Annotated in this window: 23 protein-coding genes and 6 pseudogenes; 11 read left to right on the top strand and 18 right to left on the bottom strand. The window is 59.5% G+C overall.

Going from position 1 to position 24340, the window contains the following annotated elements:
• Nucleotides 1-99 precede the first annotated feature (99 nt).
• On the top strand, nucleotides 100-2787 hold the full coding sequence (locus tag ACVDG8_RS07820; RefSeq protein WP_447257262.1) for an EAL domain-containing protein: 2688 nt from the start codon (nucleotides 100-102) through the stop codon (nucleotides 2785-2787).
• A gap of 431 nt (nucleotides 2788-3218) precedes the next feature.
• On the opposite strand, the pseudogene ACVDG8_RS07815 reads toward ACVDG8_RS07820, so the two are convergent.
• The 7 genes and pseudogenes from ACVDG8_RS07815 to ACVDG8_RS07785 form a co-directional block, all read right to left on the bottom strand.
• Nucleotides 3219-4177 (bottom strand): annotated as a pseudogene (locus ACVDG8_RS07815) (NAD-dependent epimerase/dehydratase family protein); the annotation flags it as partial.
• 33 nt (nucleotides 4178-4210) lie between these two features.
• Nucleotides 4211-4606 (bottom strand): DegT/DnrJ/EryC1/StrS family aminotransferase, encoded by a 396-nt coding sequence (locus ACVDG8_RS07810; protein WP_447254200.1) that lies wholly within the window; start codon nucleotides 4604-4606, stop codon nucleotides 4211-4213.
• Between the two features lie 205 nt (nucleotides 4607-4811).
• The gene (locus tag ACVDG8_RS07805; protein ID WP_447254199.1) at nucleotides 4812-5045 is read right to left on the bottom strand and encodes a hypothetical protein; all 234 of its coding nucleotides are present in this window, start codon (nucleotides 5043-5045) and stop codon (nucleotides 4812-4814) included.
• Nucleotides 5046-5714: 669 nt separating this feature from the next.
• Nucleotides 5715-5927: a hypothetical protein gene (locus ACVDG8_RS07800; RefSeq protein ID WP_447254198.1), complete on the bottom strand. Its 213-nt coding sequence runs from the start codon at nucleotides 5925-5927 to the stop codon at nucleotides 5715-5717.
• A 302-nt stretch (nucleotides 5928-6229) separates the two neighbouring features.
• Nucleotides 6230-6694 (bottom strand): hypothetical protein, encoded by a 465-nt coding sequence (locus ACVDG8_RS07795; RefSeq protein ID WP_447254197.1) that lies wholly within the window; start codon nucleotides 6692-6694, stop codon nucleotides 6230-6232.
• A 178-nt stretch (nucleotides 6695-6872) separates the two neighbouring features.
• Nucleotides 6873-7361 (bottom strand): hypothetical protein, encoded by a 489-nt coding sequence (locus ACVDG8_RS07790; protein WP_447254196.1) that lies wholly within the window; start codon nucleotides 7359-7361, stop codon nucleotides 6873-6875.
• 63 nt (nucleotides 7362-7424) lie between these two features.
• Nucleotides 7425-8321, bottom strand: a complete 897-nt coding sequence (locus ACVDG8_RS07785; RefSeq protein ID WP_455707614.1) for a PRC-barrel domain-containing protein — start codon at nucleotides 8319-8321, stop codon at nucleotides 7425-7427.
• A 1665-nt stretch (nucleotides 8322-9986) separates the two neighbouring features.
• Here ACVDG8_RS07785 and ACVDG8_RS07780 point away from each other — a divergent pair.
• The 3 genes from ACVDG8_RS07780 (at nucleotide 9987) to ACVDG8_RS07770 (ending at nucleotide 12362) form a co-directional block, all read left to right on the top strand.
• A complete protein-coding gene (locus ACVDG8_RS07780; protein WP_447254194.1) occupies nucleotides 9987-10472 on the top strand; it encodes a hypothetical protein in 486 nt (161 codons plus the stop codon).
• An 822-nt stretch (nucleotides 10473-11294) separates the two neighbouring features.
• Nucleotides 11295-11510 carry a CsbD family protein gene (locus tag ACVDG8_RS07775; RefSeq protein ID WP_447257261.1) on the top strand — a complete coding sequence of 72 codons (216 nt, stop codon included), beginning with the start codon at nucleotides 11295-11297 and terminating at the stop codon, nucleotides 11508-11510.
• A 432-nt stretch (nucleotides 11511-11942) separates the two neighbouring features.
• Nucleotides 11943-12362 (top strand): hypothetical protein, encoded by a 420-nt coding sequence (locus ACVDG8_RS07770; RefSeq protein ID WP_455707613.1) that lies wholly within the window; start codon nucleotides 11943-11945, stop codon nucleotides 12360-12362.
• Between the two features lie 154 nt (nucleotides 12363-12516).
• On the opposite strand, the gene ACVDG8_RS07765 is transcribed toward ACVDG8_RS07770, so the two are convergent.
• From ACVDG8_RS07765 to ACVDG8_RS07745, 5 genes and pseudogenes are all read right to left on the bottom strand, one after another.
• Nucleotides 12517-13281 carry an ABC transporter ATP-binding protein gene (locus ACVDG8_RS07765; RefSeq protein WP_447254192.1) on the bottom strand — a complete coding sequence of 255 codons (765 nt, stop codon included), beginning with the start codon at nucleotides 13279-13281 and terminating at the stop codon, nucleotides 12517-12519.
• Between the two features lies 1 nt (nucleotide 13282).
• Entirely contained in the window at nucleotides 13283-13828 is a 546-nt protein-coding gene (locus ACVDG8_RS07760) for a hypothetical protein (protein ID WP_447257443.1), read from the bottom strand.
• A gap of 17 nt (nucleotides 13829-13845) precedes the next feature.
• A pseudogene (locus ACVDG8_RS07755) lies at nucleotides 13846-13953 on the bottom strand (hypothetical protein); the annotation flags it as partial.
• A complete protein-coding gene (locus ACVDG8_RS07750; protein ID WP_447254191.1) occupies nucleotides 13950-14789 on the bottom strand; it encodes an ABC transporter permease in 840 nt (279 codons plus the stop codon). The pseudogene ACVDG8_RS07755 and the gene ACVDG8_RS07750, both read right to left, overlap by 4 nt.
• Nucleotides 14786-15625, bottom strand: a complete 840-nt coding sequence (locus tag ACVDG8_RS07745; protein WP_447254190.1) for an ABC transporter permease — start codon at nucleotides 15623-15625, stop codon at nucleotides 14786-14788. The genes ACVDG8_RS07750 and ACVDG8_RS07745 overlap by 4 nt, the downstream gene beginning before the upstream one ends.
• A gap of 514 nt (nucleotides 15626-16139) precedes the next feature.
• On the opposite strand from ACVDG8_RS07745, the gene ACVDG8_RS07740 reads away from it, so the two are divergent.
• Nucleotides 16140-16445 (top strand): hypothetical protein, encoded by a 306-nt coding sequence (locus ACVDG8_RS07740; RefSeq protein WP_447254189.1) that lies wholly within the window; start codon nucleotides 16140-16142, stop codon nucleotides 16443-16445.
• 159 nt (nucleotides 16446-16604) lie between these two features.
• Here the strand turns inward: ACVDG8_RS07740 and ACVDG8_RS07735 are convergent.
• The 3 genes and pseudogenes from ACVDG8_RS07735 to ACVDG8_RS07725 all read right to left on the bottom strand — a co-directional run bounded on the left by ACVDG8_RS07735 (nucleotide 16605) and on the right by ACVDG8_RS07725 (nucleotide 18554).
• Nucleotides 16605-17853, bottom strand: a pseudogene (locus ACVDG8_RS07735) (type II toxin-antitoxin system HipA family toxin).
• Nucleotides 17846-18181 (bottom strand): helix-turn-helix domain-containing protein, encoded by a 336-nt coding sequence (locus tag ACVDG8_RS07730; protein ID WP_447254188.1) that lies wholly within the window; start codon nucleotides 18179-18181, stop codon nucleotides 17846-17848. Before ACVDG8_RS07730 ends, ACVDG8_RS07735 begins: the two are co-directional and overlap by 8 nt.
• A gap of 175 nt (nucleotides 18182-18356) precedes the next feature.
• Entirely contained in the window at nucleotides 18357-18554 is a 198-nt protein-coding gene (locus ACVDG8_RS07725; protein WP_447254187.1) for a hypothetical protein, read from the bottom strand.
• Nucleotides 18555-18710: 156 nt separating this feature from the next.
• On the opposite strand from ACVDG8_RS07725, the pseudogene ACVDG8_RS07720 reads away from it, so the two are divergent.
• Nucleotides 18711-18875, top strand: a pseudogene (locus tag ACVDG8_RS07720) (glycoside hydrolase family 108 protein); the annotation flags it as partial.
• A gap of 508 nt (nucleotides 18876-19383) precedes the next feature.
• On the top strand, nucleotides 19384-19860 hold the full coding sequence (locus tag ACVDG8_RS07715) for a class I SAM-dependent methyltransferase (protein WP_447254186.1): 477 nt from the start codon (nucleotides 19384-19386) through the stop codon (nucleotides 19858-19860).
• Here the strand turns inward: ACVDG8_RS07715 and ACVDG8_RS07710 are convergent.
• A complete protein-coding gene (locus ACVDG8_RS07710; RefSeq protein WP_447254185.1) occupies nucleotides 19837-20085 on the bottom strand; it encodes a hypothetical protein in 249 nt (82 codons plus the stop codon). The genes ACVDG8_RS07715 and ACVDG8_RS07710 overlap by 24 nt on opposite strands.
• A gap of 493 nt (nucleotides 20086-20578) precedes the next feature.
• On the opposite strand from ACVDG8_RS07710, the gene ACVDG8_RS07705 reads away from it, so the two are divergent.
• Both ACVDG8_RS07705 and ACVDG8_RS07700 read left to right on the top strand, forming a co-directional pair.
• The gene (locus ACVDG8_RS07705; RefSeq protein WP_455707612.1) at nucleotides 20579-21409 is read left to right on the top strand and encodes a Fic family protein; all 831 of its coding nucleotides are present in this window, start codon (nucleotides 20579-20581) and stop codon (nucleotides 21407-21409) included.
• A gap of 557 nt (nucleotides 21410-21966) precedes the next feature.
• A complete protein-coding gene (locus ACVDG8_RS07700; protein ID WP_447254183.1) occupies nucleotides 21967-22113 on the top strand; it encodes a hypothetical protein in 147 nt (48 codons plus the stop codon).
• 159 nt (nucleotides 22114-22272) lie between these two features.
• On the opposite strand, the gene ACVDG8_RS07695 is transcribed toward ACVDG8_RS07700, so the two are convergent.
• Nucleotides 22273-22431: a hypothetical protein gene (locus ACVDG8_RS07695; protein WP_455707816.1), complete on the bottom strand. Its 159-nt coding sequence runs from the start codon at nucleotides 22429-22431 to the stop codon at nucleotides 22273-22275.
• Between the two features lie 592 nt (nucleotides 22432-23023).
• Here ACVDG8_RS07695 and ACVDG8_RS07690 point away from each other — a divergent pair.
• Nucleotides 23024-23152: pseudogene (locus ACVDG8_RS07690) on the top strand (IS256 family transposase); the annotation flags it as partial.
• On the opposite strand, the pseudogene ACVDG8_RS07685 reads toward ACVDG8_RS07690, so the two are convergent.
• Nucleotides 23151-23333, bottom strand: a pseudogene (locus tag ACVDG8_RS07685) (transposase); the annotation flags it as partial. The pseudogenes ACVDG8_RS07690 and ACVDG8_RS07685 overlap by 2 nt on opposite strands.
• Between ACVDG8_RS07685 and ACVDG8_RS07680 the strand changes: the two are divergent.
• Entirely contained in the window at nucleotides 23305-24156 is an 852-nt protein-coding gene (locus tag ACVDG8_RS07680; protein ID WP_447254181.1) for a nucleotidyltransferase and HEPN domain-containing protein, read from the top strand. The pseudogene ACVDG8_RS07685 and the gene ACVDG8_RS07680 sit on opposite strands and share 29 nt — an antisense overlap.
• Nucleotides 24157-24340: the final 184 nt, after the last annotated feature.

Below are 24340 nucleotides of genomic sequence, written 5' to 3'. Positions count from 1 at the left end.
TTCATCTGCGATTGGTGAGTCTTCAATAACGATTACGCACTAGTCTTAATTCGCTTTGTGCTTTCGGAGGGAGCACCCAGACCGGAGGAACACAGCTTGGTGGCAAAATCAGCGAAGAATCCGACAGAAGTTTCGGAATCGGCCGCAATTGCTGCGCTGGCGAAGTTGGCGCGGACTTCTCACGCCGGCCCCAGTTCCGATTTGGAAGCCAAACTTCAAGATCTCACGGCTCAGGCCCGACGGTTTGTCACCGTCATTGACAACATCTCCCAGGGCATCTGTCTGTTCGATGCTGAGGAGCGATTAATACTATCGAATCGCCGGTACTCCGAGATTTACCGTCTCTCGCCTGACCGTCTGGTGCCCGGCATCACATTACGCGACATCGTGGTGCAGCGCACCGCCGCAGGCACATCGGCAATGTCGGTCGACGAATATCTCGCTTTGGCCAGGTCAGTGAATTCAGGGGCAGTCTCGCAAACCTGGACTGCCGATCTTGCGGATGGACGCACAGTGCAAGTCTATCATCACCCTATGCCAGACAGCGGTTGGGTTTCCACCCATGAGGACATCACCGAACTGATCGCCACGCGCCACATGGTCGACGAGCGGATATCGCTGCAGACGTTGATCGACTGGGTTCCCGATTATCTATGGGTCAAGGACGCGGAAAGCCGCTTCATTGTCGCCAACAGGGCGCTTGCAGCCGACAGCGGACGGGAAAACACCCGCGACATGATTGGATTGACCGATTTCGATCTTCATGCCCCCGAGCTTGCGGGCAAATTTCGATCCGACGAATTGAATGTTCTAAAAACCGGGCAGCCGATGATCGATGAGGAAGAATTTGTCGTTGATCCCTCAGGCGCAGGCAAATGGCTTTCCTCAACTAAGGTACCGTTGCGCAACGAGCGAAATGAAGTTCTTGGTCTGGTCGGCATTGCTCACGACATAACAGGCCGAAAGCGGGAAGACATGCTCCGTACCGGGCAGGCGCAGATTCTCGAGATGATTGCGACCGGCGCACCGCTGGACGACGTGCTGGACAGCCTGATGCGCTTGATGGAATCGCAACTCACCGGGATCTTGGGTTCTGTGTTGCTCCTCGACAAGGAGGGCAAGCATCTCCGGCATGGCGCCGCGCCGAGCTTGGCCAAGGGGTATATTCGTGCCATCGATGGAGTGGCTATAGGACCGAAGGTCGGGTCTTGCGGGACCGCTGTGTTTCGACGCGAACCCGTTGTCGTTGCCGATATCATGCGAGATCCTCTATGGGAAGATTACCGGGATCTGGTGGCGGAGTACGGTTACCGCTCTTGCTGGTCCACCCCGATCATCTCGCACCAAGGCGCAGTTCTGGGTGTCTTTGCTATGTACTCCATGACCGTTCGCGAGCCAGCCGAGGCCGAGACCCGTCTGATCGACTTTACCACTCGCATCGCCGGGATCGCCATTGAGCGCAAGAGGGCGGAAGATCAAATCCACTTCATGGCCAACCATGATGTGCTTACCGGACTGCCCAATCGGGCCTTGCTCGAGGACCGGCTTTCACAAGCGATTTTACACGCCCGGAGATATGATCGCTGGGTTTCGATCGTCTTCATCGATCTCGACAATTTCAAGCTCATCAATGACACGCTTGGGCACAACGCGGGTGACAGGCTGCTCAAAACAGTCGCCGAACGCATGGCGGCATGCATCAGTTCGACCGATACGGTTATTCGCCTTGGCGGTGACGAGTTCGTCCTCGTGCTTTCAGATCAACCGAAGAACGTCGACCTCATTGCAGAAACCCTACAGAATCTCCGCGCAGCGATCGCTGAGCCGCTTCAATTCGGAGACCATTGCGTAAGGGCGACAGCAAGCTTCGGTATCGCAAACTATCCCAAGGACGGCATAGCTCCGGAAAGCCTTGTGGCCAACGCCGATGCAGCAATGTATCGGGCGAAAGCGGTAGGACGCGACAATTTTCAGTTCTACGCCCCCGAGTTCAACACCAGAGCCCACGAACGCTTCTTGTTGCAGGAAGAGCTACGCAATGCGCTGGCGCGATCAGAGTTCGAGCTCGTCTATCAGCCGCAGGTGGACCTCCGGTCCGGGCAGATCTTTGCGGTAGAGGCGCTGATACGCTGGAACCATCCAACACAAGGCGCGATGCCGCCGGTCGGCTTTATTCCCACGGCCGAGGAGACAGGTCTGATCGTGCCCATCGGCGATTGGGTTCTGCACGAGGCGTGTCGGCAGAACAAGGCTTGGCAGGACATCGGATTGAAGCCGATCACCGTGTCCGTGAATGTTTCGGCACGCCAGTTTAGTGAAAGGAATCTGGTCGAACGTGTCGTTCACGCGCTGAGGGAAAGCGACCTGCAGGGCTGCTACCTCGAGCTTGAGCTGACGGAGAGCCTGATCATGCAGGATGTCGCTCTGGCAGTCGCAACGATGAACAAGCTGAAAGAACTCGGGGTTCAGATTTCGATCGACGATTTTGGCATGGGGTATTCAAGCCTGAGTGCTCTCAAGACGTTTCCAATCGCACGGCTGAAAATCGACAAGTCCTTCATCGACGACGTCGCTACAAACGAGGACGATCAGGCGGTGGCGAGTGCCGTCATATCACTCGGTCAAAAACTCAATATGAAAGTGATTGCGGAGGGGGTCGAGACTGACGAGCAGGTGGCGTTTCTGCGCAAAAACAACTGCGATGAGATGCAAGGTTATCACGTCAGCAAGCCGGTATCTTCTCAAGACATCGAAAACTTGCTGGGGACCGCAGCAGATGATCCCTAAACATCACTAATATGGCCAACGGTCGGCGCCGCATTCACCGACTGCTGCAAGGAGGCAAGGTTCAGTTGCTGAAGTCAGCAGCATTTGCCAGCCCAGCATTGCTATTCAAAGGTCTGGACCTGTGGGCGGTTCGCCGCGGTCCAAGGGTTGCTGATGGAGATGCTGGCCCATGCCCGGCCGCTCCAGCGAGCCTGGTTTTTCGCGCGCCCGATATCCTTAATCCGTGAGGGCGGCTTCGCAAAGAGTGCCAGCAAGATCCGTGCGCTGGGTCGATGCCGGCGAGGTTCTGTGACCAGCCGCGGCGGCGAGCTTAAGCGTCATCCGGCGCGCGCGATCCCCATCAGGGCAAGGCCGGCGTCGCGCGCAGGCGGCGTGTGAAGCCTGTCAGGAGAGCTTCGCAGCCGCGCGAGCGGATCCTCAGTCACCTGCCCGCGCTTGGCGCGCCACCATTCGACCAGGCGCGCAAGGCCCTCATCGAGGTCGACGGTCGCCTTGAAGCCCAGCATTTTCTGCACCTTCGACGTGTCGGCCAGGCGCCGCGAGACTGGGTTCACCTTGCGCTCGGGTCCATACTCCCCGGCTGAAGGTTGGAGCCCATCACGCGCAGGAGCGAGGCGGCCAGGTCGTTCAGGCTGGTTTCCACGCCGCTGGCGATGTTGAACACGTCGTCTTCCACAACCGACAGCAGCGACAGGATGTTGGCTCGGGCGATGTCCTCGATATAGACGAAGTCCATGGTGGCGGACCCGTCGCCGAGGATCAGCGGCGGCTGTCCGGCGTCGATGCGGTCCATCCAGCGGATCAGAACCTCGGTATACTTTCCGTGCAGGTCCATGCGCGGGCCGTACACATTGAAATAGCGCAGGGCCACATAGGGCAGGCCGTACATGTCGTGGAACGAGCGCAACAGGCCTTCCAGCATGACCTTGCTGGCGCCGTACCAGGTGCGGTTGTTGTACTGGTGGTGGCTCTCTTCGGTCGGGAACAGGTCGGCCAAGCCGTAGACCGATGCGGAGGAGGCCGCGCAGATCTTTTTCACGCCCTTGGCCTGGGCGGCCTCAATGACGTTGTAGCTGCCGTCGCACATGACGCCGAGGGCTTCGCGAGGCTCGGCGGCGCAGGCGATCACCCTCAGGGTTGCCATGTGGATGACGGCGTCCATGCCGTCGGTGGCCTTGTGGACAGCCGCCATGTCGCGAATGTCGCCTTCGACAAGTTCGACACGCGGGTCTTGCAGGGCGTCCTTGACGTTTTGCAGGCTGCCACGGACCAGGTTGTCGAGGATGACGATCTTTTCCGGCGCGTGCTCCTTCGGCAGCAGATCGATGGTGGTCGAGCCGATCAGGCCGCAGCCGCCGGTCACCAGAATGCGAGAGCCTTCAAGTTTCATCGTATTTCCCTGTCATCGGTTCGAGGCGCCTTTTCAGGCCCGTTTCCGCGTGAGCGGCGCCCGCTCAACGGTTGCTTGCAATTCCATCACCGCGGCCACGACCACGTCCTGCTGCTGCTCCGTCAACTCCGGAAACATGGGTAGCGACAGAACCTCGGCGGCGGCCCTTTCGGCGTGCCGGAACTGGCCCTGCTTGTAGCCGAGGTCGGCATAGGCGGGCAGCAGGTGAACCGGAATGGGGGTTTCATCATCTGCGACAGCGACAGGCCGCCGAATGAATAGGTCGGTTTCAACGGGTCGGGCACTTCGCGGCCGATGAAGGTGATCAGCCGCGTGGTGTGGACGATCTTGGCCTGCACATACCAGCTGTCGGGCCGAGATCAGTTGTCCTTGAGCGGATCGTTCGAGTTGTAGGACGTCGGCTAGCACCAGACCGCCTCGACGGTGCGCAGCGCCTCGATCGGCCTGTTCGCGAACTTGGCGATGCTGAGCTTGTCCCAGCCCGTTCCGATCGGCTTTTGCAGCTCGTCCGGATATCGGTGTCGCCGGTCTCGATGTAGATGTGACCGCGGCCAAAGAAGCCATCCTGCTCGGCCGCGCGGCAGAACAGGTCGCGCACCTTGGGGCGCTTGAACTAGGCCTCCAGCTCCTTGATCTTTTCGGTCTTGTCGTCGCCATCGTTGGCGGTGAAGCGGATCCACTTGCGCGTTATTTCGCTGGCGATGGTCTCGGCGATCACCCGGTATTCCGGGCGCTGCGCCAGCTCCGTCAGATAGGCATAGCCGAGGAAGGTGATGCCCTCGGTGAGAAAGCCGCTCAGCGCGAAGGCATTGGCCCAGGTCTGGACGCCGCCGATGGCGCTGTCCATGGCGAGACCCTTGCCCTCGGGAACAACGCTGCCGGGGTGCGTCGGTACCTAGAACACCTGCACGGGACTCTGCCGCCGTGGTGGAGGGGCAATCGCATGTGCAGCCATATGAAAGAGAACGTTATCAGCCTCGAAACGCATGCGCTTTCTGACTACCGGAGCGACATCATCTCGACAGCCGTTTGATTGCCGACATTTCGAAATCGGCTCCCTACCTGCGAATGCAATGATAAAGAGCTGGTTGATCTGATCGTAAACGCAGTGGCAGGATAAGGGATGGCCATCAGCTTCGATCTGCGGGCCGAGAATGTTGCAGATGGACGCGGGAGATACGAAAGAGTCACGTAACGCTCTGCTTATTGCCATTCCATGTTTTGACAATATAAATCCGTGCATTGAAACAGGTTACTGTACGCCAACAGAGTAGATAGCAAAGATCCCGTCGAAGAAGCCGAGCGAATGTCATCGAAAGCGAAAGCACCTTCCGGGACTCTTCGATTTTCTGACGACCATCCAAGCGACGCGACAACGCAGCCTAACCTTAGGTCATGACGGTAAAGCGTACATACCCAAAGAGCCCTAGCGCTGATCCCCCGCAGCGCTGGGGCTTTCCTATTCGCAGGCTTCTTTGTGCTTTTCGCCGACATGCGGCCTCGGGGCGTGTTTCTGTTATAGACACAGCGCATCGACATGCTTCCGCGCACGGTCGATGTAGCGAGCAAGTTCGTTGTCCTGCGAAATCATTTCGTCCAGCATCGCCTTCATGTCCGCTTGGTCACTCAGGGCGGCTAGCTCTTTCGGAAGGGCCTCGATGACAGTGATGGCATAAGCCAAAGCCGATCCGACGATGTGGGCGTCTCGATCGTTGAAATCATACTTCATCGCGTCGCTCTTAGTCTGACAACTGGGCTTCCATGATCCAATAGGTGTTTAGGCGAATGCATTCTGCACCGAACACGAACGCAACTTACCGGATTTGGACGAGATACATAGTAATCACCGCTATCCTGCGATCTCAGGGGGGCTACTTCCGAGGAGATTGACCTACGACTAGCTCGGTGGGCAAAGGAAACGGGCGACGCTCGCCCGTTTTTGTCACAGTTAGCGATGTCAGGTCCAAAAATGTTCAGCCGTTCATGCTTGGACCTCTTCCGGTAGCCTTTTCAAGCTCCCTGAGGCGTCTCTCACTCCCTCGCATGAGTTAAGATGCGGAATACCGGCCAATGCGCTATCGCTTCGCGCAATTTTCTGAAAACCTTGCCTTCCGTGTTGATGGCAGACCGGACTTGAACCGCGGCCCATCCGGCTTTCATCGTCCCGCCGACATGACAATGGCAAACGATAGCGTGCAACTGCCAATCCGCTAGCTCGAAGAAACGCTTGGCTTCGCCATATGTATCGTTCTTCAATCCCTGCGCGCATAGCATTGGATCGGCGGAAGCGATGCTGAGCGCGGAGCCCACGTCCTGGGCTTTGTCGCGCACATCCAAGGTCATGTATTCCGTCCCGGGGAAGGCGGCGAGACACCGCTCGGGGTTTCGTTCGAGCAGCATGGCCCAATGTTCCAAACGCTGACGCCGCGTCATGGCCGGAAAGGACGCTTCGACGTTCGCGACCTCCTGCAGTTCTTCAAGTGTCTGATGTTTCATGGCCGTCTCCTGTTGGCGAGGCGCTTGCCTGCAGATTGCACAGGCCGGCTGGGCCTCAGTCGTCCCCTATGCAGTGAACCTGCAATCGGTGGGGAAGTTCCATTGCCGAGAAAATTTGACTGTGCGCCTGCCTTGATTTTCCGCTGTCTCGCTAGCCTGGAAACTCCCATGCAATCAGCTACTGCGATGCTTGGATTAGTCGTTGGAGCAAAGGGTAATCCTTCAGATCTCTGTAAGGCGTGAGGTCTAAATCGCCTGGCACGCAGCGAAGTTGTTCCTCATCGATCGCTTTCTCATGGCCCTTGATCACGCTTTGATAGTGCCGCCAAGTCAGGCCTGCCCCTCTGACCGCGTCTCTTTCGACGCGCGAGGCGATTTGATGAGCGTGCAGATAATGAAGTCGCAACTCGTCCAAAAGAGTTTTTTCAACAATTTCGTGGCACACCAGAAACGGTTCGAGCCGCATGTCCTTGCCTCTCCACCTCATGGTGCGTGGCAGATGCCGGTCGATATAAATCGTCGTTGCATCCTTGCTATACCCAGCAGTATAGGGAATGTCGAATTCGTGGCTGACCCTAACTCGTCGATGAAGCGCGGAAACGACATCAGACAGGACGAGGTCGCTGATATCTTCAGAGCTATGACGGACCTCGTCGACTAACTTCAAACCCGGCTCCTGCGGTTGTCAGGCGTAGCGCCGGCTGCGCAGGCCAGCGCTTCGCGATGACTTTTACTTGTTGAGGATGATGCGCTGCTTGTCCCGGTTTTGGGCGTAGGTGGCCTTATCGTAGGAAGTTTGCGCCTTCAACTGGTCCTTGGTGAAATTCGTATAGAGGTAACGGTTGCCGTTCTTATCGGTCATGACCTTGAGGTTCTCCATACCGACGGCGACCTTCTTTTCGCCAATGCCCAGAAAGCCGCCTACATCAACGATTACCGAGTCGACCTTCTTGTCACCGGTAAGGATTACATCGCCGATCTCGCCGACTTTCGCGTCATCAGCGCCGTAGACGTTTGTTCCGATCAGATTAGCCGCACTGATTTTGTCTGACGGCATTTCGGTCAGGGTCGTCTTGTCGATCGAGGCCGTCGGAGTCGTGTCGGTTTTGCTCGTAGCCGCTTGGCTGTCCGTGCTAGCCGGCTGGACCGTGGAGGCGGCCGCAGTGTCGTAAGCCTTAGTATCGAAATTGGGCTGAGCTTTAAGCTCATCCTTGGTCGTCTTTGCGACTAACCAACGATCTCCATTCTTGTTGATCCATTCAAGCTTGCCGAAGTCGTAGGCGACATTCTTCTCACCCACGCCAAGGAAACCGCCGACGCCAATGACGACGAGCTTGGCATTCCCGTCCTTGTCCAGGACGATGTCATTGACATCGCCTATCTTCGTCGCGTCATCGGCTGTGCTGTCATAGACGGCGGCTCCCATGATCTTGGAGACGAGTTTGCCTTCCGCGACCGGGGCAACGACCTCCGTCTGGGCAGCGGGCTTGCTGGTATTTGCAGCGTATGCACCGGCGGTGCAGATCGCCGTCGACATGAGAGCAGCCGTCGCCACCGTAGTCAGTATCTTGCGGACCATGTGGAATTCCTCCTGTTGCCTGGTTGATTGACCGTCGGTATCTGCCAACGTCATTTCGACCAACGGAAACAACGGACCTACGTTCCGGGGTGGGTCCATGGTCGCAACTGGCGCAAGACCAAAGGCTCACGTAGAAGCTGATGCTAGATTGGCGATGCGTTCGGACGGCAGGGGTGGGAAGACGCTTCCGAACTTCAAATGCGTAGACATGTTCCCTTCTCGGAACGGTACGGAACGATACCAAGCTGGGGCCTGCAGGTGTCTGTGGAACATTTGCGCGTCCAATCGCTTTCGGCGCTGCACCGTCTCCCATCGGTGCGTGTGTTCCCACTCAGACTCGCCCGCTGCCTCATGGTGGCGGGCTTTTTTCTTTCGTCGGCACACTCAGCCCGGCCCGCTCGGTGGCACCATCGTCGTCATTGCCACGAAGCCCGTTTTCAGAAGCTTGGCGTATCTCTCGAACAATGCCAGTTTCTGCGGGTAAGTGAGATGCGTGAGGTGATGGCAGCCGAAGCAACGATGTTGAGCGGCATACTGAAACCAGCGCCCAGGACGCTGATCATCCGCAGTGCGAGCATCGAAATTCCATTTCAACTCAGTGCAGGCTCTCCGAGAGGGGCATCTCATTATTCCTACAGCCGCTTGAACTCGGCAAGTCCCAGCCGTATCCGCTGGCCGGACGTTTCAAACCAAAATAGCGGGTAAGTTCTTCGTCATCGGCCACTAGCAGACAAACCATTCTCCGCAGGCCCCGACCACTTCAAGGCGAGGCATGCGCATTCCATCGCAGGCCCCCCAAGCAAGGTGAACCCAAATTTGTGACCCTCTGAGATGGTGCCTTCATACTCGGTAAGAAACATATATTGGCTGGTGCGAGCGAAACTAGCTGGGGCAAATCTCAGCCAGACTGCCCGCTGCCGTGGCGGGCTTTTCTTTTGGCTCCGAGCATCCGGCTCAATGAATGGCGCCGGCAAGCTCTCGGCAGACTGAACTCCAGAAACGGAAATCGGCCGACCGACCGTCGAAGCGAGCATCCAAATCGCAGTAGGCGACTGCGGTCTGCGCTTGCGGGCCAGAGAGTTCGATTGCCGCCTTTACTGCATCGCTCGGAGCGGCAAAATCTGAAATCCGTCCGTAGCGCAGCGCCGTTGTCTGTCAGAAGCATGCAAGCAATCCTTCCCGCCTTTCATCCAAATCGGACTGTATCAGCGTGAGGTCGCTTGATGCGCGAATTTGGACGCGATCTATGCGATTCCAAAGCGCGCAGAAAAACCTCAGCGCCGACGTCGCACCTTTGCCTCGACGGGCCATTGGCATTGATCACCACCTTGGCCTGCTCGATCGAGAGCCCGTGTTTTTCAGCGAACTCGACTGGGTCGTAAGCTTCTCTCAAAGACGGCCCACCGGTCTTCGTGCCTTGCATCATACCCTCCCACGTTTTGCGACGCCTAAACGCGATGAAAGTACAAAAGTTGCGCTCTGCCGAAATGGCGCGGTTGCGAAGCGCGACAACCTTTCAAATGCATCTACTCCGGTCGCGGTTTCTTACTCTGGTCGCCGCCGCTTTCTGAATTCGAGAATGGTCGCGCCATCTTCTGGCTCTAGCGACTCGTGACCCGGAATGCGCGGCCATGGCGGTCCGTCCCAAGCCGACCTCCAGCGGCTGTTGCGGGCGGCCTCGCCGCACAAGGGTCCGTGGCCGCGTATTTCGGTATGGCACGGTTCGAACGACACGACCGTCGTGCCAGCCAATGCGGAGTGCTGGCGCAGTGGCAAAGCGTGCACAATCTCGGCGAAAAGCCGACACGCCTAGAGAAGGTCGGCGGCCAAACGCGGAAGGTCTGGTCCGACAGCAAAGGGCGCGACGTCGTCGAGATGTTCACCATTGCCGGCATGGGCCATGGAACGCCCCTGCAAACCGGCGGCGGCGATGGTCTCGGCAAAGCAGGGCCGTTCATGCTGGATGTCGGGATTTCCTCGACACGCCACACGGCCCGCTTCTGGGAATTGACGAAGCCGGACGCGCGAAGCAAAGCCGAGGCGAAGGCCGCTTCGGGCGCCGCATTGCAGTCCTTTGCGCGGAAGGAAAAACCGCGGGCAGTCCGTACCGATCCCACACCCGAGAGCGCGTCAGTGCGCGCGGTCCGGCGAGCGGGATTTCCAAGATCATCGAAGATGCGCTGCGCGCAGCGCGGTTGATACGCTGATTTGTCCGGAAAAGCGTGCCGGCGTGAGGAGTGGCGCTGTGCCGGATGGCAACCAACATGCCTGTTCTGCGTTGTGGGTCGTCCGATCGGGAGCTCGGAGAATTCCCAATTAAATTTGTAATTTTGTGCGCTCTTGCGCTGACCTTTACCGTGCCAGCAGCGTCCGCAGCTGAGGCTTACGTGGTCCTGAAGACCCACCATAAGCACTACAACACCAACCAGGATAACAACGTGGTCAACGAAGACGGTCAACGTCTCCGTCACAGGCACCATGGGCAGCTTGCATTCTATGATGAGGGCCAGCGCAACTGGCACCGGCTTCATCGACACGATAGGGTTCTCGTCGTCAGCGCAGTTCCGACCCGTCACGTCCACAGACCCCATGCGGTCGGTCGACCCGACTCTCGCTATCGAGAAGCCGGGCCGCCGGGGCCAGATCAGTAGCCATTGTTCTCGATTGGCGACGCGACGGAACCAACCTTATCGGATGCGGTTGTCCCTGATGGAACTCGCAACACTTCACATCGCAAACGCCAACACGACCGGCAAGCTTTTTCGTGAGGCGCGGCTGGCGATGCTAACGCACAGAGCTCTCCACCATATCGACCTCGCCGATGCGGCGGCCGAGACGGCAGAGAAGGCGGTGGCCGAACTGCTCGAGGCCACACTTGGCCTGCTTCCTGACACAAGGGCTGGCTTTTCAGCTCCGTTGGCCGAGGTGGTTAAACACGATTCCAGGGCATTGGCGGAACTTCCAGCGAGACCTTCCGTTCTTTGTCTGCGCCACAATCGGCGCTCGACAAGAGAGGATGCCATGAGCAGCACAAGCGACAAGGCCAAAGGGCTCGCAAATCAGGCGGCGGGTAAAGCCAAACAAGGCGCCGGCAAGGCGGTCGGAAACGACAGACTACAAGCCGAAGGCGGTGCGCAAGAAGCGAAGGGCAAGGTTCAAAAGACTGTCGGGGACGCAAAGTCGGCGGCCAAGGACGCCACCAACAAGGCCGCCGCGGCAATCAACAAGAAGCTTTGAGATCGAAAACCCCGGGACCACGGTCGATGGGGTTCGCTCCCAGGGAGAGCGGCAGATTGGGCAAGGTCGATGACCCGATTATGACGGCCGAGCCGAAGGGCGTAAGGCGATCTGCCCGGGGGCATGGCTTGATGTAAGATCATCGCAATCAGGACGTGCGCGCTTCAACACCCCTGGAAGTGTTTAACCGACGAAGCGCCGAGGTCGATGCCTGGCGCCAGTAAGTGCAAGCTCGGCGTGAGGCCAGCGTCTTCGAATCGGCGTAACTTGCTTGCTCTCAGTCTCGACAGCGTTAACGTCGCAGTCCCGGCAACCTCGTCTGTGCCAATTCCTTCGATCACGCGCTCGCCCTCGAGCTTCGAACTGCTTATTTTTACGTCGCGGCCCCGCTTTCGATCTGGACGCCATATTAGCCGACGCTAAATCAGAGCAATGCGACGCTTACTGCTAGGCCTTATAGTCTTTCTTTCGTACACCACCTGGCTTCAGGCTGAAGCCTGGCAGCCCTTCGGTGTCCGCCAGCTTGGCTTTACATTCGATATCCCTCCCGGATTCGTCCTGGCGCAGCATTCGGATCAGGGCGCGGCCTTTCAGGGCTCAAGAGATGCCTTTCTGGTCGTTTGGGGCGCGCGACTGGGCAAAGCCAGTTTTCGCGCCGAGATCGAGCATCGCATGATCGAGGACGAAAAGGCCGGTTGGCGCCTGACCTATCGACGCATAGCACCCGGATGGGCGAGCTACTCGGGGGTCAAGAATGGCGAGATCTCGCTACGTCCGCGCAATTTTGGTCTGCGACGAACGCGCCGCACTTTTCACAATGAATTATCGGAAATCCGAAAAGCGACCATATGATCCGATTGTGGTGCGTATGGTGCGGTCGCTGAAGGCACAAGGCTGCTCATGAGGTTCGGGGGCAGCGGGCAAGGGCGCGCTGCAACGGCTACCAACGCCGCGGCATGTATCAGGAGTTCCGCCTGCCCAGCGCTCCTAGCGCGCCGCGGCTGCATCACGAGATCCGATGACCGCGCTCGTCAAGCAGAACGCAGTCATCGGGCCCGAACCCGAGATCGATCGGCTCGCCTTCACCAAGGACGCGACCAACGATCGGCGCGTTGGCTCGGATGCTGGCCGTGCCACCGACATCGATCTCGTAGATCGCGCTCCCGCCCAGATATGACGACGACACGACGCGACCAGACAGTCTGTTGTCGCTCGATGCCGTGCCGACCGACAGTTTTTGTGGCCGAAGCACGACGGTGACTTTGCTGCCGCCGGCAAGCGGCCTTGGGCAGTCCACGTTGACCGTCTGGCCGGTGGCAAGCAGGACCGCAATTGCCCGGCCGGATCCGCTTACCGTGCCGGCAAGCATGTTGGCCTTGCCGAGGAAGTCGGCGACGAAGGCCGTGGCGGGTCGCTCGTAGACTTCCTGCGGGGTTCCGATCTGCTCCACGGAGCCAGCGTTCATGACCACGATGCGATCCGACATGGAGAGCGCTTCGTCCTGGTCGTGCGTGACGAAGATCGCGGTGATGCCGGTTTGCTTCTGGATCTTCTTGATCTCGACACGCATCTCCTCGCGCATGTTGGCGTCCAGTGCCGATAGCGGCTCGTCGAGCAGCAGCACCTGCGGCTCGAAGACGATGCCGCGGGCAAGGGCGATGCGCTGCTGCTGCCCGCCCGACAGTTGCGAGGGCAGCCTCTTCTCGCTGCCCGGCAACCGCACCATTTCGAGCGCCTGGCCGACCCTGCGCGTGATCTCGAGCTTTGGCACGTTACGATACTTCAGCCCGAAAGCGATCCTGCCCGGTGGCGAGCGCGGCGTACCAGACGCGCGTGGTCATGTCGGAATAACCGCCGACCTTGCCGGCATATTTCTTGTCGAGCAGGAGTGCGGCACCTTTTTCCTTGGCTTCCTCTGGCGAGATCACCTTGGTGTTGTAGGCGATGCCTGTGGTGCCGTAGTCGTAAGGCACGGCCGAGAGTTTCGGCGTCAGCTTGCGGAACGGATCGATCATCGGCTGCAGCACATTGGCCATGTTGGGGATGTTGGCCTCGTTGATCTCCGAGGTGAGGCCGCCGTTCACATATTTGATGTAGTAGTTGACGCCCGAGGAATGGATGACCTGATAGTCGCCGGGCTTGGAGGCCTTGATCTTGGTGATGATCTCGTCCTCGTCGTCGAACGTGCCCTGGACCACCTTGATCTTGGTCTTGGCCGTGTAGGGCTGGAAGACATATTTGTCGATTGCGTCCTGCACCGTGCCGCCCAGCCGTCGAAGCGGACCTCTTCGACCGCGGCGAGCGCCTGCCGCATCCATGGGATGTCCAGGCCTGCCGCGGCGGCCGCGGCGGCAGTCAGCGTCAGGAAGGTTCGGCGGCTCAGATCGCCGTTGCGGTATCGATCGTGCAGCCGTTCAAGCCGTTTGCCGTCGGTGATTTTCATCGTGCTTCCTCCGTCGGTTGGCCACGTCTTTTCAATCTGGTCAGGCTTTGCAGGATGAGCCCGCCGAGCAGCAGGATGCCGACGGTCACCAGGATCATCACGGTGCCGAGCGCGTTGATTTCGGGGCTGATCGAGATTTTGAGCATCGAAAGGATCTGGGTGGGCATGGTCTCGACGCCAGCCGGCCGCCAGAACAGGCTGGCCGACGTGTTGTCGAACGAGATGGTGAAGGCGAGCAGCGCGCCGCCGACGACGGCGGGGATGAGCAGCGGCAGCGTGATTTCGCGGAAGGACGAGAAGCGCGAGGCGCCGAGCGAGAGTGCAGCCTCCTCATAGACGCGCCTTATCGCGACCATGCGCGCCCGCGCAATCAGCACCACATAAGGCACGGCCAACATGATATGGCCGAGCACCAGGAGAAACATGGTCCTCGGCTGGTCGACCGCCTTCATCAGCACCAGAAGGCCGACGCCGAGGATGGTCTCCGGGACCAGCGCCGGCAGGATCACCAGCGTGCTCAGCGCCTGGTTGCCCGGGAAATCGAAGCGCACCAGCGCAAAGGCCGTGACCACGCCGATCGCCGTGGTCGCGGCGGCCGTGACCAATGCGATCCACAGCGAGGTGCGGAAGGCGGTCAGCACCGCTTCATTTCCCATCAGCTTGGCGTACCATTGCAGGGAGAAGCCGGTCATCGGGAAGCCACCGAACATCGAAGCGTTGACAGACAGGATCACTGTCGCCACGATCGGCGCGGACATGAAGATATAGACGCACAGCGTGACGAAGCCGGTCAGCCGCCAGGCCCATTTGCCTTCCTGCTTGCGCCGCGCCTTCATCCGCCCAATCCTTTGACGATCTGCGACATGCCCATGTAGCGGGTGTAGATGGCGGCAAAGAAGCCAAGCACGACAAACAGCACGATCGACAGTGTCGCGCCCATCGGCCAGTTCAATTCGCCCATGATCGTATCGTAGATCAGGTTGCCGAACAGCGCGTCGCGGCCGGAGCCGAGCAACTGCGGCGTCACATAACTGCCGGCGGCCAGCACGAAGCAGAGCAGCAGGCCCGCCGCCAGGCCGGGCAGCGAAAGCGGCAGCGTGACCTCGCGGAACGCCTGCGCGCTGGTGCACCCCATCGAGCGGGCCGCCGAGATCAACGTGCGGTCGATGCCCTCGAGGCTGACATAGACGTTGAGGATCATGTAGGGCAGCAGGAAGTGCAAGAGCCCGAGGATCACCGCGCCCTCGTTGTAGAGCATCGGCAACGGTTCGTTGATGATGCCGACTTTCAGCAGCGCAACATTGATGACGTCCTGTTCGCCCAGGATGTTGATCCAGGAGAAGGTGCGGATGGTGAAGCTGATCCAGAACGGCACGATGAGCAAAAGCAAAAGCAGCCATTTGTGCTTGAATGTCGTCGCCCAGATGAAATAGGCCGGGAAGTAGCCGAGCACGCCGCAAATCAGCGCCGTGATGGCGCCGACGCGCAGCGTCTTCAAAAGGAAGGCGGAATAATAGCTGTCGGTGAGGAATTCGTGCCAGTTCGCAGTCGTCAGCGCGCTGGTTTCCACCCCGGCCGTGACGAAGGTGAAGAAGGTATAGGCGGCCATTACGGCGATCGGCAACACCAGGAGAAGATCAGCAATAATAGCACCGGCGATACCAGCAGCCATGCCAGCCGTGGATCATACAATGTCCATCGTCGTTTCATGAGCACCCGGTGCGCTTTCTTTGAAGCGCCTATTTGTTCCCGGGGCCAAGATTGGGTCATTGGAGGTCCGCTGTCTACATCCGGCGATTGAGCCAGCGGACGGTGAAGCGGGTCGTTGAATGCCGACGCGATTGTCATGCCGCCTTCCTCTGAAGTGCCAAGAAAGCCGGTCGCAACCGCGAGGGTTTTCTCTGGGCAAAAACGTCCCGCGTTGCGGCGAACATCTCAAAGGCGGGTCCGTTCCGTCGGCGAGGCCTGGATCATCGGAGCCGGCTGCCGTCGCGTCATTGTGGAGATGACGCTGACCGGGCCCAGATCCCGTGGCCGTGTACAAACTAGGGCCTGGCCATCAGCCACAAACGAATCCGAACGGGATTGGCAGCTTACCCCGTGCAGGTTTGCGATTCGGCCCGTGCAATGGGCCGTCCAATGGAACATCGTACCTGTCGCAGCCGTTTAGCGGTCGTGGAGGCCGCATGCATCTTGTTCAGATCCTGCTTCCCCGCTACGACAACGCCGGCCAGCCCTTCGCCAAGGAAGACTTCGACCGTGTGAAGGGCGAACTTGCCAATGCCTTCGAAGGCGTCACCGCGTATTTTCGGGCGCCCGCCGAAGGGGTGTGGAAGCAGGGAAAAGAGGCCGAGTTGGACGAGATCGTCATCTTCGAGGTTATGACGCAAGAAGTCGTTCTACCCGATTGGCGAAGGCGCCGAGCGGAGTTGGAGCGCCTTTTCCGGCAGGACGAGGTCATTATCCGATACCTACCGATGGCCTTGGTCTAAGCAGGCCTGAAAGTTCACGACGCGTCTGATCTGCTTTCACCGTGCGTCGCGCACCACCATCATCGCTGACCTCTCGTAGCTCTTCAGCATAACGTTCCTGAGCGGCATGCAGCAGCCCATTCAGACGATCTTCAATCAAGAAGCGCTATTGAAGAAGCCTTAGATTACCAGCGCCCTCTTGAGATCGTCGTGCTCGAAGGCGCTCGCCATGCGGTTGATCTCCGCCGATCGGGCGCCTACGGCTCTGGCAACATCGCGCCAGGCCGCAGTCACTGCGGCGACCTCCTTGATCATCGTTCGCGCTTGCGCGAGCGTCAGCGCAAAAAACCCGGCGGCAGCCTCCAGCAAGTCAAGCGAGCAGGTGCCTTCGTCCAGATCGATGTTGGTCGTCAGAACCCGTGGCTTGAGATCGGTCGGCACAGGGTTGAGATCGTAAACGGGCGAGAGCGACCATCCTGCCTTTCCCAGCCAGAGGAAACCGTGGTTGCGCAGGTGATCATCGACATTGGAAATCAGCACGTTGAAGACGACACGGCGATAAAGGGCATGAGCGTCGGTTTTTCCCTGAGCGCCATGTTGTGCGAGCGCATCGACCATCTTCGGATAGCTCCCCCGCTCACCGTCTTTGGCACCCATCATCGCCATGGCGGACAGAAACGGGAAGCGGGCCGCGCCTTTGCGATCGAAGCGTCTCGACAGCATCACGGGCTTGCCGGCGACTTCGATCAGTCCGTTCCGCGGCGTGGCGATGCCGGCTTTCCCGGCCAGGCGTAACGCTACCTCTTCCCAAGTCTCAATACTGTAGCCGTCCGTTTCTTTGGGAAACTTGGCGATGGCCAGGTGACCATGCTGGTCGACGACCGACGACTTCGGTCGTGCGCCGCCCAGGGAAGAGCCGGGTGCGAAGATCATTTGCAGGTCTTCGTCCGTTTCCTCGTCACGCAGAATTCGCTCGGTGATCTGCACAAGCCGGCCAAGTTCGATGAGGGCAGGCACGCCGTCACGGATCGGCGCTTGATAGACATCTGCGCCGACCAACCGAAAGCGTAGCGCGCCAAGTCCTTGTCTGATCGGCGACGCCGAGAAGGTAGTCGCTCTCGGCAAGGGTGCGGACAGCACGTTTCTCACGTTCCGCGAGGCGCCGCTCGGAACGCCGCATGAGGCGTCGCCCCCAGGTGTCGGGTGCAGAGTCGCCGATGGAGCCGAAAGTCGCCATCCCCGCAGGAGGCGCAAAGGCGCCGCGGGTTAATGCCAGAGCTGGCTCCAGGGAGAACCGGTCCGGATCCTCGACCCATGCGGCGTCATACTCGAAGAGGATCGTCTCGGTGCCGCGGACGCGATTGCTTCGTGCCAGGCCGACAGGGCGCGTGCCTCCGCCAAGCTCGATATGGACCTCGAAGTCAGCCATCACGAAGCGTCCTGGGTGACCGCTTGAGGTGGATATGCTTGGGCAGTTCGGCGGTGGCCAGCGCCTGGCCGACGCTGTCGTTGGCGATATCGGCGACCTGGCCCAGACCATCGAGCAGGCCGAGCGCCTGGAGGACGCCGGCATATATGCCGATGCTGACATTCGTGTCGCCGGCCTCAACCCGTTGCAAGGTCGAGCGCGAGGTGAAGGCGCGCTCGGCCACCACCGCCATTGGAAGCCGCCGCCGCCGCCGCGCATCGTGGATATCCGCTCCCAGCTTGCGAAGGGCGCGCCTGACTGCAGATGGAGGATTGTAGGGAGTGGGCATTTGACACCTTCGCGCTACAGATCGTCGCAATAAGTAGCACGAAGGTTACAATTTTCCAATCATGACTCGCGCCCGATTCTTCACGGCGGCACAAAAGAACTTCTGTTTTTGAACACTCGGGCGAAATATCCGCGGCAACTTTGTGACACAAAACCGCGCCGGCAATTCGCATCATTCAGTCGGCGACGTGAAACGCACTAGCTTTTCCGCCGACGGCGTTTCTAACCCGGATCCACGGCTTGCCCGGTCCCTTGCCGGGCTTCAGTGAATTCGGGATTGTCTTTACAACCGCGTGAACGGGACTCTGCGCAGCGACCAGCACGCTTCGCACGATCTTCCTGCCGCTCATCAACTCAACCTTGAAACTTTCCATTGGCCTGCTCCCCAGCGCTTCGGGATTAGCAATATTCCCGAAGCAAAGGATTAACCAATGGCATTCACGTGAACCCGCTCGCGCGTCAAAGCGCAGGCGCAGGAAAGCGGCTTCGTCAGCGGCGAAAGGGACCCGCCGGGGCCGACCAACAGGGGCCCGACACAACCGACGTATGATGCACACCCAGAGCAAAGCCGGGCGCCGCGGCCGGTGCAGAGCATGCAGCTTCAAGAGATCTTCGACATCCACGACCGGCAGAATTGGGACGCTATTAACGGCGACCGGCTGCCGGAAGGCATCGACTATGTTTTAGCGCGGTGAACTGCGATCCGCGCCATTCGATCATTGGCCGCAACGTGCCTTCGGCCCGCTCCTGTTCTCGACCGTGCCGAGACCCCGGTGCCGTCGCCTCGTGCAAGGAGGAGTAGAACCGGCAGACCACTTGGGTTTTCTTTCCAGGCGCTTACACATGTCAAAGCGCGAACCGCGGTAACGGCGTAGCTTCCGTTCTCCCTGTCCAACCCGAAACAGGGATCAAGGCCTGGTCTGTTACCCCTGTCCCCCCGCCCGACAGGCCGGGCTTGACTTAGGCGATTTCACTTCCTGTTTGATAGGGACCGGGCTACCATGGCGGCCGAATAGTCGCTATGACTGGAGGCGCGCTTGGAGGGGACGCGATGGCGCCAAGGTTCATAGCCAAACTGCTTTCCCGGCCGAGCGGAATCGGCGGCTGGCTAGTCCGAGCCGGCATGAACCGCGGCGATGCCCCGGCTGAACAGCCATACCTTCGATCAATTACAGCTGGTTCCGCAAGATCGTACCGTGGAGGTTGGATTCGGCGGCGCAGCGCTATTGCCACAGCTTCTTGCCGGCGCGGCTTTCACTGCTGTGCCGATCCTTCGCGCGATGTTGTGACGCTGCCGCCGGCCGGTTCGCCGATGCAGTGCGCGCCGTACGAGCCGAGTTCCGACTTGGCACGGTCGAGAACCTGCCTTTGCCGGACGCCGCCTTCGACAAGGCCCTCAGCGTCCACACGGTGTATTTCTGGCAAAGCCTTGGAGCGGGGTCCGCGGAGCTAGCACGCGTTCAAGCCAGGCGGCGCGTCGTGCTGGGCTTCCTCCCGAAGGCGCATATGGACCGCATGAACATGCCGCCCGACATCTTCACACCGCGCGAGCCGCACGAGGTCATTGCCGGCAATTCGCGGTATGCTTTACAATCGCTCTTCATTGATTTTTATTGCTTTTCATGCGACAAGCCAGGCTGTGCATCATTTTCACGCCTAGGTATCGATTTTCATGACTGATGGCTCTGAGAACTGTTTTTCAGGCCCCGTTACCTTTTTCACGACCGGCGACTGCCCGAAGAGGCGCTGCCGGCGGGATATGCTGCGCTTATCGATGCCTACCGACTTAAAGCACCGGTGCCCCTGCGGCTCGCGGCCATCGGACAGCGCCACAAGATTTATGAAGCGGAAGGCTGGCGGGTATTCACGCCGCGCCACGCGCCGCGCGGCGATCTTGCCGGGCACCTAACCTTCGCGTTGCGCTACGAAGGCCTGGATCTTTGCGTCCTCAAGACCCTGTTCAGGACAACCGGGCCTGGGCCAGTCGAGGCCATCGTCCGGGCCGCGCCCACGGGCTCTTTCGCGCGCCGGATATGGTTCCTATACGAGTGGCTGATGCAGGCCAGGCTTGACCTGCCGGACGCAGCCAACGGCGCCTATGCGCTGATCGTCGACCCCGAGCAGCAATGGGCTGCGGGTGGCACGACGTCAACACGCCACCGTGTCAAAAACAATCTCCCCGGCACGCCGGCCTTCTGTCCCCTGATATTCAGGACACCCGCCCTGGACGCGTTCGTGGCACGCAACCTTGCCCGGGAAGCCCGCGCGCTCGTGGCCAGCGTACCAGCGGACCTGCTGGCGCGGACAGCGGCGTTCCTGCTTTTGAAGGATTCTGCGGTCGAGTTTTCAGATCGAAGGGGAAGATCCGCCGCAGGACCGGATCCAGCGTTGGGGACAGGTGATTGCGCAAGCGGGCCGACGTCCGATCGATCGCGCCGAACTCGAGCGGCTGCAAAGGATCGTTATTGGAGATGCGCGCTTCGTCCATCTGGGGCTGCGTACCGAAGGCGGGTTTGTCGGCGAGCATGACCGCACGAGCGGGGCGGCCATTCCCGATCATATCAGCGCCCGGCATGAGGATCTGGCAGAACTGGTCGATGGTCTCACTGCCTTCGACAGAACGTTTGCCCCTGCGCTCGATCCGGTTATGGCGGCGGCCGTCCTCGCATTCGGGTTTGTCTATATCCATCCCTTCGAGGACGGAAACGGCCGCTTGCACCGCTTTTTAATCCACCACGTCCTGGCTGAGCGCGGGTTCAATCCGCCGGGCGTTGTGTTTCCCATTTCCGCCGTCATTCTCGACCGCATCGAAGAGTACCGGCATACGCTCGAAAGCTATTCACAAAGGATGCTGCCGCTGATCCGCTGGCGGCCGACCGAACGCAATAACGTCCAGGTTTTAAATGACACGGCCGATTTCTACCGGTATTTCGACGCGACGCCTCACGCGGAATTTCTGTTCTCATGTGTGGCGCGAACAATCGATATCGATCTGCCCGCAGAAACCGTCTTCCTGAAAGCATACGACACCTTCAAGGCCCGCGTGCTCAACCTCGCCGACATGCCCGACCGCCTGGTCGATCTCCTGTTCCGGTTTCTGAGGCAGAACGGAGGGATACTCTCCAAGCGGGCCCGCGAGCGCGAGTTTGCCGGCCTGACCGACGCGGAAGCAGCGGACATTGAAGCAATCTTTGCAGAGATCAACCCGCCAGCGGCGGCCGTGCTGTGATAGGCTCGTCAATTCAACAGGGCGAAGGACGGCATGCGTGAAAGGCAATGCCCTCGCTGGTCCGGTTGATCTGGCTGGTCGCGAACGTCATGGTGGCCTGAAGAAGCACAGCGGCCTTGGTGCTGACCACGATGCGTGAAGCGCGAGAGGTGCGTACGCTTGCGAGGAAGCGTCCAAACATATCAGTTCCTTAGCTGCTTGCGGTGAAGCGCTATCTCAGCACCTTCGCCCAGGACGTGAGCGAGCCCGGCAAGACACGTAAGCCGAAAGTTACCCTCTACGGAGCGTCCTACGCTTGCGAGTTGAGAGCCGTTTCCAGCAAAGCGCAGGCCTAAGGGGCCCGCTTCTCCTCATTCCCTCGCCGCGCGTCCGGTTTCCTCCGGCGGGCTTTTCCCGAGTTTCGCGCAGAACTGGTTTGAGGCAATGGAACATTGTTGCGCCGAAACGCTTTTGGCTTTGCGCCGTTACCCTTCGGTGCGTGCGCTTCCCTCAGACCCTCGCCCGGCTGCTTAGGCGGCCGGGCCCTTGCTGCCCGATTGAACAGGGGAACTATGTCGATGAAGAAGACCTATCAGAAGCCCGTGCTGACCAAGGGGCGAGCGGCTGTCCTCAGTGACGGCTTTTGCCAACTTATCTACCGTCAGTTTGGGGCCGATTGGCTAAAGCAGCGTCACGCCATTGCAGCGGAGGGCCGCTCGGCTTGACCGGCAAGCCTTACAGGATTGCAGCGCCTTCCCCCAAGGTCATACAGTGAAACCTTCGAACTAATGCAGTGGTTAGCGATGGGGCGTGCCGGTTCAACGACACCGAGGACACCGTCCTCAGGCAGACTGCTCGCCTGCCTCTCCTTCGGCAAGAGACGGCTACGCCGGACCGGTCGTCTTCAACCGCACGCCTGGGCCCTGACCGACCTGATGATCTCCTAGCGTCACAAAGATCACTCCCGCATCCTCCAGTGCCTGTCGAATCCTGCAAAGCTTGGCAGCCGGCGGAGTTCGGATTTCGTTTTCAAAATCGCGCACCGTGCTTTCGCTCAACTGCGCCTTAGCGGCCAGCCGGACCTGGGGCCAATTCAGAAAAGCCCGACCAGCACGGCATAGTTGAGGCGTAAGGGGCAACGCGATCTCCGGGTTTCAAAGTACTTGGCGAGAACGAACTTTCGGGGGGTCCGTTCCCTTTGCTGATTGGCCACAGCTAACGAGCGGAGACTGCCGGTAGTGGTCCGCGCAGACTAGCCCGGCTGCTCAGGTGGCCAGGCTTGCTTGTATATAAGGGGAGCCTGATATTCACGGCCCGGTTTCAGGGGCGGCAGCGATCGCTCGCTGCTGGTTGAGGCTACCAAGTCTTGGAAGGGCCCCGCATCGCAGTCTGGGGTGCGGGCTTACATTCTCGCAGATAGTTGGAGTTGTGGTGCCATTCGCCGAGTTGAGAGCCCAGGAGAGCCTTGCGAACGAGATCCTCCCCAGTTGGCTGCGCAGGCCGAGCAGGTGAGAGACAGAACCTCAGTCGATTATTCTGGGTAGTGTGCTGAGAGTTCTGCAAATTCGCTGAGAGGGGGCGGTCATGGCAGGCTGGTGATTGTTCACGTCACCGATTCCGCGAAGGAACGCCACCATGACCAAGACTGAAGATAAATCCGCCATAGCCGCCGTCAAAGACATTCTGCTTTCGAACCCGGACGGACTTCACGAGGTGATCCGCGCGGTGATGCAGGAGGTGCTCGAGGCTGAGATGGACGAGGCGCCACCAAGGCTCGCTCCGAACACTGGTAGCGCTCGAACAGTTCAGTAGAGAAGCGCCCCGAGCGGTCCTGCGGAACCCGCAGCTCAAGTTTGCCGACCCGCGTGACAAGGGTGCGGCCGTAATAGCCAGAGCGATAGCCCAGACGCTCCGGCGTGCGCTCGCTCTTCGAAGCACCCAACGACGCGCTGGCCGAAAGCAGTGCGGACTGGAAGAAGAGCGGCCGCATCCTGAAGATTATCCTGTTCGGCTCCTACGCCCGCGGCGACTGGGTCGGCGAGCCGCTATCGATGAAGGGCTATCGCAATGATTTCGATCTGCTGGTGGTCGTCAACAACAACAAGCTCGCCGACTTCGCCTACTGGTACAAGGCAAAGGACCGGCTCGACCGTGACCGCGCCATCAAGACACCGACCAGCTTCATCGTCCACAGCCGCCGCTTCGTGAACACGGCGCTGCGCCAAGGGCAGTACTTTTTCACCGACATCCGCCGCGAGGGCATTGTCCTCTACGAATGGGATGACGAACCTCTGGCCCAGCCCAAGCCGCTCACATCGGCAGAGATCTACATCACTGTAGCAGAACATTTCACAAAGCGATTTCCCTTCGCTCAGTATCAGATGAAGCTGTTTTCCATCGCGCTCGCGGACCGGCAACTGAGCAACTCGGCCTTCCAGCTGCATCAGGCTATAGAGCATGCCTATTCGACTGTTTTGTTGACTCTCACCAACTACAGCCCACCGTCCCACAAGCTCACATTTCTCCGCGGTCTCGCTGAGGACCAAGACCGAAGGTTGTCAGAGGCTTGGCCTCGCGATCAGCAACGTCATCGCGCATGGTTCAACACGCTGAACGAAGCCTATGTGAAGGCCCGCTACTCTGAACACTACGAGATAACTGAGGAAGCGCTTGTCTGGCTAGGCGAGCAGACCACGGTGCTTCAAAAGTGCGCAGAACAGATTTGCCTTGAGCAATTGGCATGGATCAGAGAGGCCGCCATCGCCTAAGAGTCGCGTTTAGCTCGCAGCGGGTGCACCGGCCTTGCCGAACGGGTGATGGTCGATTCGAAACGTCTGGAGCTTCTAGAAGTTAACGCATATTTGGGCGTGAGCTTCTTGTTGCGCCAGTAGTACTCGAGCGCGCCCGACAGTATGGGATTGACCTCCTTCGCGGCTAGTTGTTCCAGCGCGC

It is taken from the genome of Mesorhizobium sp. ORM8.1 (assembly GCF_053005525.2).
Note: the sequence above shows the minus strand (reverse complement) of the source record. Positions and strands in the feature narration are given on the sequence as shown.

What these genes read in the sequence shown, in the direction of transcription:
- ACVDG8_RS07745 (WP_447254190.1), bottom strand. Translation starts at nt 15,625, where the DNA reads ATGGCTGCTGGTATCGCCGGTGCTATTATTGCTGATCTTCTCCTGGTG.
- ACVDG8_RS07780 (WP_447254194.1), top strand. Translation starts at nt 9,987, where the DNA reads ATGGCACGGTTCGAACGACACGACCGTCGTGCCAGCCAATGCGGAGTG.
- ACVDG8_RS07700 (WP_447254183.1), top strand. Translation starts at nt 21,967, where the DNA reads ATGAAGAAGACCTATCAGAAGCCCGTGCTGACCAAGGGGCGAGCGGCT.
- ACVDG8_RS07730 (WP_447254188.1), bottom strand. Translation starts at nt 18,181, where the DNA reads ATGCCCACTCCCTACAATCCTCCATCTGCAGTCAGGCGCGCCCTTCGC.
- ACVDG8_RS07800 (WP_447254198.1), bottom strand. Translation starts at nt 5,927, where the DNA reads ATGAAGTATGATTTCAACGATCGAGACGCCCACATCGTCGGATCGGCT.
- ACVDG8_RS07805 (WP_447254199.1), bottom strand. Translation starts at nt 5,045, where the DNA reads ATGGACAGCGCCATCGGCGGCGTCCAGACCTGGGCCAATGCCTTCGCG.
- ACVDG8_RS07760 (WP_447257443.1), bottom strand. Translation starts at nt 13,828, where the DNA reads ATGGATGCGGCAGGCGCTCGCCGCGGTCGAAGAGGTCCGCTTCGACGG.
- ACVDG8_RS07725 (WP_447254187.1), bottom strand. Translation starts at nt 18,554, where the DNA reads ATGGAAAGTTTCAAGGTTGAGTTGATGAGCGGCAGGAAGATCGTGCGA.
- ACVDG8_RS07740 (WP_447254189.1), top strand. Translation starts at nt 16,140, where the DNA reads ATGCATCTTGTTCAGATCCTGCTTCCCCGCTACGACAACGCCGGCCAG.
- ACVDG8_RS07775 (WP_447257261.1), top strand. Translation starts at nt 11,295, where the DNA reads ATGAGCAGCACAAGCGACAAGGCCAAAGGGCTCGCAAATCAGGCGGCG.
- ACVDG8_RS07795 (WP_447254197.1), bottom strand. Translation starts at nt 6,694, where the DNA reads ATGAAACATCAGACACTTGAAGAACTGCAGGAGGTCGCGAACGTCGAA.
- ACVDG8_RS07770 (WP_455707613.1), top strand. Translation starts at nt 11,943, where the DNA reads ATGCGACGCTTACTGCTAGGCCTTATAGTCTTTCTTTCGTACACCACC.
- ACVDG8_RS07750 (WP_447254191.1), bottom strand. Translation starts at nt 14,789, where the DNA reads ATGAAGGCGCGGCGCAAGCAGGAAGGCAAATGGGCCTGGCGGCTGACC.